This is a genomic window from Shewanella sp. SM69 (genome assembly GCF_025653985.1).
Taxonomy (GTDB): Bacteria; Pseudomonadota; Gammaproteobacteria; order Enterobacterales; family Shewanellaceae; genus Shewanella; species Shewanella oncorhynchi.
The window spans coordinates 1-651 of record NZ_JAKKRV010000058.1 but is presented as its reverse complement, the minus strand read 5'-3'; the positions used below and the strand labels follow the sequence as shown (position 1 = coordinate 651).

Here is a 651-nt window from a genome sequence, read left to right as displayed (position 1 = left end):
ACGATCCCGCTGACATCACGGTCGGTAACGGCGACAGCGATGCCGGCACCGTCACCGAAGACGGCGATTCCGACACCCTGCCAGGCACAGTACAAACGGTGGCTGGCACCTTAACCGTCACCGACGTCGACAACGGCGAAGCGGTCTTCCAAGTGCAAACCAATGTCGCCGATGGCAACTACGGTTTCTTCAGCATTGATGCCGACGGTAACTGGACCTACACCTTAAACAACAGCCACAGCGACGTGCAGTCACTCAAGGCGGGTGAAACCCTGACCCGTGACATCACGGTCACCAGTGCCGATGGCACCGCCAGCCACACCGTGACCATCACCATTGTCGGCGCGAACGATCCCGCTGACATYACGGTCGGTAACGGCGACAGCGATGCYGGCACCGTCACCGAAGACGGCGATWCCGACACCCTGCCAGGCACAGTACAAACGGTGGCTGGCACCTTAACCGTCACCGACGTCGACAACGGCGAAGCGGTCTTCCAAGTGCAAACCAATGTCGCCGATGGCAACTACGGTTTCTTCAGCATTGATGCCGACGGTAACTGGACCTACACCTTAAACAACAGCCACAGCGACGTGCAGTCACTCAAGGCGGGTGAAACCCTGACCCGTGACATCACGGTCACCAGTGCCG

General features: G+C 59.4%; 1 protein-coding gene. It reads left to right on the top strand.

The genetic code is table 11. The features are described from left to right. Positions 1–651, top strand: a 651-nt coding sequence (locus L5M37_RS24065) for a VCBS domain-containing protein (RefSeq protein WP_263201920.1), incomplete at both ends; no start/stop codon positions are given.